The organism is Acinetobacter sp. 1294596 (assembly GCF_000582925.1).
In the GTDB taxonomy this organism is placed as follows: domain Bacteria; phylum Pseudomonadota; class Gammaproteobacteria; order Pseudomonadales; family Moraxellaceae; genus Acinetobacter; species Acinetobacter radioresistens.
On sequence record NZ_JFCC01000071.1, the window covers coordinates 1 to 8,933 of the forward strand.

Sequence of the window (8,933 nt, forward strand, 5' to 3'; positions counted from 1 at the left end):
ATTAATAAAACGAAGGCGAACTTTTTCACCAGCTTTGAAGTTACCGGTCCAGTTTTGCTGAGGTGTTTTGCCATTCATTAAAAATGTATAACCAGTCACATCGGACATATCTGTTTTCAACATCCGCATCTGATTCCACATAGAGCGGTCTTGCCAAGTTGCCTTTAATCCATCACGTTTAACTTGTTTTAATACATCGAATACTGTTTCGCGACGGTTCTGATAGTAATCTGCTTCTTTTTTAAGATTTTTCATAATTTGATCACTTGTTGAATTATGAAAATCAGAAAGCAAAACAACGTAATCTTTATCGGTTTTTTCAGCAGCTGTTAGTGGAGTTTTATCTTTAGGATAAATAACAAAAGCACCATATAAACCGTCTTGTTCTTGTCCTTTACTATGTGAATGATACCAATAAGTACCATTTTGGCGGACTTTAAACTTATATTCATAAGTTTTATTAGGGGCAATGCCATTAAATTTGTTAAATCCAGGTACACCATCCATAATTCCAGGTAATAATAAGCCATGCCAATGGATTGAAGAGTCCTGATTTTTTAACTTATTGTGAACACGGATAACGGCCTCATCACCTTCTTCAAATTCAAGAAGTGGTGCAACGAATTTACCATTTACAGTAATTCTCTCAACTGGTTTTCCTGTGATATTTACAGTTTGTTCAGCGATTGTTAAATCATATTCTTTAACTGCCGCCATTACCCAAGTTGATGAAAATAAACCAACTCCAATTAAGAGTATATGACTTAACTTTTTTGACATTCTATCTCACCTTTAGAAAGGTCAAGATTGAAGTAATAAAGCAAATATTTAGTATAAACTTTAATACTTCTTTCTCGCTATTTATAAAATTATTTATTGCTACCAGGCATATTCATCTTTGAATGATCCATTTTAGAATGGTCCATATTCATCATAGAATGATCCATTTTTGACATGTCAGATGAGTTAGGAGACTGATGTTGACTATGATCTTGCTGAGTCTTGTCATCTTTTTCCATTTTACAAGGTTTTGTACAAGGTTCCTGTGCTTTTACCGTTTTAGTGGCACTTGAGGTTGATACATCTTTTGCCCAAGATTGAGTACCAGCAATTAAAGTTCCAGCACACATTAAAATTGTTAGACTACGACGCACTACAGTTTTCATAAGTTTCTCTAAAAGTTAATTTCTTGCTACTACAATAAAGTGAAGCACTGAACATCTAAGTGACTTGAAAATGACATTTTTGTAATCTATCTCGATCAGATGTTTTATAACGTTATTATAGTTTTAATGAATGACTTAGGATTCGGAAATGAGAATACTATTAGTTGAAGATGAACAAAAAACTGGTGATTATCTCAAGCAAGGTTTATCCGAAGCTGGCTATATTACGGACTGGGTTACAGATGGGTTAACGGGTAAACATCAAGCTCTTTCTGAAGAGTATGACTTAATTATTTTAGACGTGATGTTACCTGGACTAAATGGTTGGAATATTATCAATGATATTCGTAGCAGCGGTAAAACAATGCCCATTCTTTTTCTTACCGCCCGAGATCAAATCGAAGATCGAGTAAAAGGTTTAGAGTTAGGCGCTGATGATTATTTAGTAAAGCCTTTTGCTTTTGCAGAGCTTCTAGCTCGAATAAAAACGCTCCTTAGACGAGGGCAACAAAGAGAAGATAATAATATTATTAAGATTGCTGATTTAGAACTTGATTTGAGAAAACGTCGGGTAACACGAGCAGGTCAACGCATTGATCTGACGGCTAAAGAATTTGCGCTTATGGAGCTTTTTATGCGTAGAAGAGGTGAAATTCTACCAAGAGCACTTATTGCATCTCAAATTTGGGATATGAACTTTGATAGTGATACAAATGTAGTTGAAGTCGCTATTAAACGATTAAGAAATAAAGTAGATAGTAATTTTACCCCTAAGTTAATTCAAAATATTAGAGGAATGGGGTATGTATTAGAGGTAGAAGATGAATAATAAATTATTCAAATCTATCAGTTTTCGTATTGGTATTATTTTCTCATTATCGACTATATGCATTCTCATTATGATGGGGTTTTTCATCCATAAATTAGTGATGCATCATTTTGAAACGCAAGATCGTACCCAATTAGAAGGTAAAATCCAGCTTATTCAGAATCTTCTCCAACAGCATCCTAAAAATTCTCCAGAACTTGATCTATATTTGAAAGATGCTTTAGTTGGACACCATGATCTTATGGTCCAAATAGAACGACCGGCAGGTCAGATTTTATTTAGTTCAGCATCTTCAATCATTAATACTCAACAGTTAATCAAGTCAGCAAATAACCCTTGGATTAAATGGAAAATTAAGAATAAGACCTATCGTGGCATGATCTACAACACGGATATAAACAAAAATACTGAAATACAATCTGTACGCATTATTGTGGGGATCGATACATCTGAACATCTACATTTTTTAAATGATTTTAAGCGTCAACTTTTTTACATTGGTTTAGCCGGTACGATTTGTTTAATGTTTTTAGGCTGGTTTGCAACCTGGAGAGGTTTAAGACCCGTGCAAAAAATGGCTAAGGTCGCAGAAGGCATTTCTGCCCAACATCTTTCAGAACGTTTAGAAGTTGAGCACACACCAACAGAACTAAAATCATTAGCAATTGCCTTCAATGATATGCTCGACAGACTAGAATCAGCTTTAGAAAGGCTTTCCGATTTTTCATCTGATTTAGCGCATGAAATTAGAACACCGATTAATAACTTAATGACTCAAACTCAAGTATGTCTTGCCCGTAAACGAGATACCAGTACCTATCAAGAAGTACTATTTTCTAATTTAGAAGAATTAGAACGTTTGGCTCGAATGGTATCCGATATGCTTTTCTTGGCAAAAGCAGAACATGGCCTAAAATTACAGAACTTACAGAATATTGACCTGGTTAAAGAAGTTACAGCCTTATTTGATTTCTATGATGCGCTAGCTGCCGAAAAAAATATGACGCTTCAACAAACAGGATCTGGAAATGTCAAAGGTGATCCTGCTATGTTACGTCGAGCACTCAGCAATCTATTATCTAATGCAGTTAAATATGGAAATAAGAATTCTACAATACGCATAAAACTTCAACAGAATTTAGATAACACAATATTTTCAATTGAAAATGAAGGCCCTGAAATCTCTCCTGAACAACTATCCAGGTTATTTGATCGATTTTATCGAACAGATGCATCTAGACAAAGAACAGAAGAAGGAACCGGCTTAGGGCTCGCGATAACAAAATCTATTCTTGATATGCTTGGAGCGACCATCCAGGCTGAATCCCTCAATGGTCGAATCATTTTTACCATTGTTTTTCAAAGTGAATCCATGCAAGGGGAATCATTTTAACTCATTTTTTGAACATCTTCCATTTACCCGAGTTGACCTTACATAAAGCTCAAACTGAGAGCCAGAGCTACGCCAGCACCTATCATGGCAATTGTGTAGCCAAATATGATAGCTCGGCCAAACTGTGCCCCCCCTGTCATCCATGCAATTGTCGCTTTGCTTAACATGTTGCTCAGTGTGGCCAGCCCTAGCGCGACAGCAGCCACATTTGTTGTTAAGCCTTCAGTACTATGCAGGCGGGCAAGTGAGACTAAAATAGCATCTACGTCTGCTAGCCCAGAAATAGTCGATAATACGAAGATGCCGCTGGTGCCCAACCATTGTTTTGCTGCCGGGACCAAGACTGCCATGACAGCCAGGAAAGCAGCGAAGCTGAATGCTGTCCCAAGATCAAAAGGAGCCATTGCTTCTATTGTTCGATCGTTGTTTTCAGCGCTGGTAATTTGGCGTTGTCTCCACAATGCCATACCCAGCAGAAGGATTCCCGCAATCATCATTGCACCACCAAAAGTGCTTAGCAATGCTGGCTCAATGACGCCTATCAGCACAACCATACGAAAAAACATGATGCCACAGGCAGCCAATGTTCCAGAAATAGCAGCACTGACCATGACGGGGTGCTGGCGTGTATAGCGTGCCAGTGCGACAGTTGCAGCTGTAGAAGATGCCAAACCACCCAATAGACCTGTCCAGAATATGCCTCTTTCTGAACCGGTAAGCCGCATGGCAAAATGACCTGCCAGAGAGAGTCCGGCAATCAGGATCACTGCCCACCATAACTGGTAAGGATTTAATGCAGCAAAAGGTCCCAGACCCGTATTGGGTAAGTAGGGTAATATAACGACAGAAAGTACCAGCAACTGCAGGGATGCGGTTAATTCACGATGCTCTATCAAGCGTAGCCAACCGTGTAAGGTTGGCTTGAGATCCAAAAATACAGCGACGATTACAGCCGCGGTTAATGCTAAAGTAACATTACCATGGGATGCATATGCACCTAAAACTAATGTCAACAGCATCGCGATCGTCGTGGTAGCGCTTAGATTACCGGAAAGTTTTGCGGTACGCGCGTAGGACACTGTTAATAATAAGGAAAGCCCTAATACGGCCGCGACCAGCGGCCAAGGCCCGAAGTTTGGTTGTAAATGACCGAGCACTCCTCCGAGCAATCCTGTCAATGTGAAGGTACGTAGGCCTGCTACTCGGCTGCCCTCGGGCAATTCACGATCGTGCCATCCTCGTTCTAAACCAATGAGCAGGCCGATGGCAAGTGCTGCAATCAGGCCTGATACATCTGGTGGAAGAAAAAGACTCTCTATCATAGCTTTTTATGTCGCAGGCGAAGGGCATTCGTGATCACTGAAGCTGAACTCAAACTCATAGCCAAGGCCGCAATCATCGGTGACAACAACCAACCGGTAAATGGGTAGAGTACGCCAGCTGCTATTGGGATACCCAAGGCATTGTAAAGGAAAGCAAACATGAGGTTCTGTTTCATGTTGCCAACAGTAGCTTCCGAAAGTGAACGGGCAACCGCGATACCGCGTAAATCTCCCTTGACCAAGGTAACTTGAGCACTATTCATTGCGACATCAGTCCCGGTCCCCATAGCGATACCAACATCAGCCTTGGCTAGTGCTGGTGCATCATTAATTCCATCGCCGGCCATGGCAACAATACGACCTTCCTTCTGTAATTTGCTTACAAGTTCCAGTTTATCTGCTGGCTTAACCTCACCATGTACTTCATCAATACCCAGACGTGCTGCGACTGTACGTGCAGTGGTGAGACCATCTCCCGTTGCCATCACGATCCGTAAACCTGCTTCCTTCAGGGTGGCAAGTGCTTCGGGGGTACTTGTTTTGATTGGATCAGATACAGCAAGCAGGCCAGCCAATTGACCATCAACAGCGAGATACATCACACTTGCACCTTCTGAACGCAGCTCTTCGGCTTGCGGAATCAGAGATTGTACCGAGATACCTAATTGCTCCATCAGTGCTGTGTTGCCCAAAGCTAACTGACGATCGCCCACTTGACCTCGAACACCAATCCCTGAGCCTGATTCAAAATTATCTGGTGTTTCAAGAGACAGGCCACGTTCGTGTGCTGCATTTACAATCGCTTCGGCTAGCGGGTGTTCACTGCCTTGATCAAGACTGGCGGCTAAACGTAATACTTCAGATTCATCGAAACCTGATGCGGCAACCACACGATCGAATACAGGGCGTCCTTCGGTCAACGTACCTGTTTTATCAATGATTAGTGTGTCAATCTTGCGCAGATTCTCAATGGCTGCTGCATCGCGGAACAACACACCATGAGTAGCACCTTGACCCGTTGCAACCATGATAGACATTGGAGTTGCCAAGCCTAGTGCACAAGGACAGGCAATAATGAGTACTGCCACAGCATTGATTAATGCATAAACCCAGCTCGACTCTTCTGGGCCGAACAGTCCCCATCCAAAGAAGGTAAGCAAGGCAATGGCTACTACAGCCATGACAAACCAACCTGCAACCTGATCAGCCATGCGTTGCATTGGGGCTCTTGAGCGTTGAGCTTGCGCCACCATCTGTACGATCTGAGACAACATGGTACTTGAACCAATTTTCTCTGAACGCATGATCAATGAACCATTGGTATTCAGGGTAGCACCAATGACTTTATCACCGATGCGTTTAGTGATCGGTAAAGGTTCACCTGTCAGCATAGATTCATCCAATGAACTGCTTCCATCGGTGACTACACCATCCACAGGAACTTTTTCACCTGGGCGGATGCGGAGTAAATCTCCTACATGGACATGAGTCAGAGGAACATCTTCCTCAGTTCCATCGGGCAGGATTCGGCGAGCTGTTTTAGGAGCAAGTCCGAGGAGTGACTTAATTGCAGCAGAAGTTTGCGAACGTGCTTTTAATTCCAGTATTTGCCCCAGTAGGGTCAAAGAAATGATGACCGCTGAAGCTTCAAAGTAAACAGCGACACGACCCATGGAGATAAATGAGTCTGGAAAGATTTGTGGTGCAATGGTCGCAACCACACTGTAAATAAAAGCAGCCCCTGTACCTAGACCGATCAGGGTCCACATGTTTGGGCTGCGATTCACAACCGATTGCCAACCACGGGAAAAAAATGGCCAACCTGCCCACAGTACAATCGGGAGTGACAACACTAATTCAATCCAGCTCTGAACTGCCATGTCGAACAGGTTCAGTTGATGGCCAAACATCGCCAAAAAAGTCACGACTATGGTGAGTGGCAGTGTCCACCAGAAGCGTCGACGGAAATCACGTAACTCAGGATTCTCATCTTCCTCTAACTCGGGAATGAGTGGTTCCAGTGTCATTCCGCATTTAGGACAGTTTCCAGGATGATCCTGTCTAATTTCTGGATGCATTGGGCAAGTATAGATGGTCGTGCCTGTTGTGCTTGCATCATTAACGGATTGAGTAGTCTGATGATGCTGTGTATGTGCATCGGCAGTCGTCGTTGCGGGTTTAGCGATATATTGCACCGGGCTGCTATGAAACTTTGATTGACATTTATCACTGCAAAAAAAGTAAGTTTTCCCCTTGAATTCCTCATGGTATTTCGATTCTTCAGTAACTGTCATACCACAGACTGGGTCTTTCAATACGTCTGTTGTAGCCTGTGTCATATGATCCTGATTATGATTTTTTTGATCTAACATGAATAATTCTCTTATGGCAAAGTAGTTTTATGGCCGAATTTCGGAATAAATCTCGGAGTCTGTTGGGCATAGCTGTCATAGACAGCGCCAAATTGTTTACTCATTTCAGCCTCTTCCTTAATTGCCAAGCGGCTGTACATTAAGAGTAAGATTGGAAACATAATCAGTGTCAGTAAAGTTGGCCATTGCAATAAAAAACCCAGCAAGATCATCACAAAAGCCACGTATTGTGGGTGACGTATACGTGCATAAGGGCCTGTGATCGCTAAAGAATGCTGACGTTGCGCGTTGTACAGCACGTGCCATGACGTTGATAACAGGTAAAATCCATAGCCCAAGAAAACGTAACTGGCGATATGCAAAATGCCAAAATGTGGATCACCTTTTTCACCTAATAGCGTTGACCACAAGTGACCTGCATTATGAGAAAGTAAGTCAAGTTGAGGGAAGCGAGTTTGAAGCCAACCAGATAACAGGTAAATGGTTAAAGGAAAACCATACATTTCGACAAATAGAGCAATGATAAAAGCCGAAAAGGCCCCAAATGTACGCCAATCGCGCGCAGTGGAAGGTCTAAAAAAACTGAAAGCGAACATGATAAAAACTGCTGAGTTAATGATAACCAGCGTCCATAAACCATAAGCCGATTCCGCATGATTCATGATGGATCTCCTGATAAGAGCTATTTTTTGTTATCAGATATATCGGATTTTTTTTGCTGCGAGTGGTTATGCCCATGACCACCATGCATAAAAATATGCATCAGTGGACACGCTAAAAGGAATAAATAAGGCAAAGCACCGATAACGTGGGCTAAATGTTCCGTTAATAGAAAATAAGCTGCGATACCACCCAGCACGATTAGACCAATGGCATAACGTGTAGACCAGAAGTTAGGTACTGAATTATTTTCTTGGTGTTGGTGATTCATGGTGCTTTCCCCTAATTCATGGGTAACTATTTAGTTGCTGACGGAGGCATACAGTCCATCATCATCTGCATCATGGATTGCATCATGTCCATACGTTTTTCCATCATCTGCTGACGGTCAGCCATATTTGCATTCATGCTTTGGCTGCCCATCTGTTTCATCATACTCATACCTCCTTGCATGAGTTTCATGTGCTCAGCCATAAGTTTCTGACGTTCTTGTGGGGTTTTTGCAGCCATCATCTTTTCATGCATGGCTTGCATCGCCTTCATGTGTTGATCCATTGCAGCCATTTTATCTGTAGCAGTGGTGCTGGTAACTGTTTGCTTAATTGTTACTGCAGATGGTGCTGTTTTTTCAGGGTGGTGATCTTTGTGTTCATCGGATTGCTGTGCAAATGTATTCAATGACGCGGCTGCGATACATAAGCCCAAAAAAATGTTTTTGAATTTCATCATAATTTTTTCCTTTAAATAATTTGGAAGTAAAAGCTATGTTTTAGTACTGAACAGAGTCTAGGAATTTGACTACTAAACTGATGAAATTTTTGGTTATTCTCTGTCTCTCTTAAAAATTTTAGCACTATTAATTAATTATTTTTAAAAATGACAAAAATGTAATTTTGAGATCTTCTCGAAATATATAGTCTATGCTGAGATGACAAAAATTTTATTTAATATTAATCTTTTAAAACTATTAAAGTTGTTATGATTTTATGTGCTTAAAAAAATAAAAATGAAATGATTAGATGACTCCAAGGCTAGTTAGAGACACATTCTTAATGTAATTTACACTGTTATTCCTTTAAAGAAAAAATACAGTTGATCAAAATAGTTTTTTATAGAAAAAAGGGTGGATAATTTAATTATTAAACTTATTGGTATATTTATTAGATAGAAGGTAAAGAAGATTATTTTTAA

At 40.8% G+C, this 8,933-nt stretch carries 9 protein-coding genes; 2 read left to right on the forward strand and 7 right to left on the reverse strand.

All coding sequences use genetic code 11. The features are described from left to right. Together J502_RS15310 and J502_RS15315 are read right to left on the reverse strand one after the other, a co-directional pair. Positions 1–780, reverse strand: a 780-nt coding sequence (locus J502_RS15310; protein ID WP_034685040.1) for a multicopper oxidase domain-containing protein, incomplete at its 3' end; no start/stop codon positions are given. 89 nt (positions 781–869) lie between these two features. Continuing rightward, positions 870–1,166 (reverse strand): hypothetical protein, encoded by a 297-nt coding sequence (locus J502_RS15315; protein ID WP_005006338.1) that lies wholly within the window; start codon positions 1,164–1,166, stop codon positions 870–872. A 148-nt stretch (positions 1,167–1,314) separates the two neighbouring features. Between J502_RS15315 and J502_RS15320 the strand changes: the two genes are divergently transcribed. Both J502_RS15320 and J502_RS15325 read left to right on the forward strand, forming a co-directional pair. After that, positions 1,315–1,995, forward strand: a complete 681-nt coding sequence (locus J502_RS15320; protein WP_004679347.1) for a heavy metal response regulator transcription factor — start codon at positions 1,315–1,317, stop codon at positions 1,993–1,995. Further along, a complete protein-coding gene (locus tag J502_RS15325) occupies positions 1,988–3,388 on the forward strand; it encodes a heavy metal sensor histidine kinase (RefSeq protein ID WP_005105857.1) in 1,401 nt (466 codons plus the stop codon). The genes J502_RS15320 and J502_RS15325 overlap by 8 nt, the downstream gene beginning before the upstream one ends. A 38-nt stretch (positions 3,389–3,426) precedes the next feature. Here the strand turns inward: J502_RS15325 and J502_RS15330 are convergent, their stop codons facing one another. Genes J502_RS15330 through J502_RS15350 form a run of 5 tightly spaced genes read right to left on the reverse strand, consistent with a single transcriptional unit; the run spans position 3,427 to position 8,471 of the window. Further along, positions 3,427–4,710: an MgtC/SapB family protein gene (locus tag J502_RS15330; RefSeq protein ID WP_004679352.1), complete on the reverse strand. Its 1,284-nt coding sequence runs from the start codon at positions 4,708–4,710 to the stop codon at positions 3,427–3,429. Continuing rightward, positions 4,707–7,082 (reverse strand): heavy metal translocating P-type ATPase, encoded by a 2,376-nt coding sequence (locus J502_RS15335; RefSeq protein WP_005404764.1) that lies wholly within the window; start codon positions 7,080–7,082, stop codon positions 4,707–4,709. The genes J502_RS15330 and J502_RS15335 overlap by 4 nt, the downstream gene beginning before the upstream one ends. A gap of 11 nt (positions 7,083–7,093) precedes the next feature. Continuing rightward, a complete protein-coding gene (locus J502_RS15340) occupies positions 7,094–7,744 on the reverse strand; it encodes a methyltransferase family protein (protein ID WP_004281871.1) in 651 nt (216 codons plus the stop codon). Positions 7,745–7,764: 20 nt separating this feature from the next. Next, complete coding sequence (locus J502_RS15345; protein ID WP_004695740.1) at positions 7,765–8,013, reverse strand: DUF2933 domain-containing protein; 249 nt, start codon at positions 8,011–8,013, stop codon at positions 7,765–7,767. A 26-nt stretch (positions 8,014–8,039) separates the two neighbouring features. After that, complete coding sequence (locus J502_RS15350; RefSeq protein ID WP_004695737.1) at positions 8,040–8,471, reverse strand: hypothetical protein; 432 nt, start codon at positions 8,469–8,471, stop codon at positions 8,040–8,042. Positions 8,472–8,933: the final 462 nt, after the last annotated feature.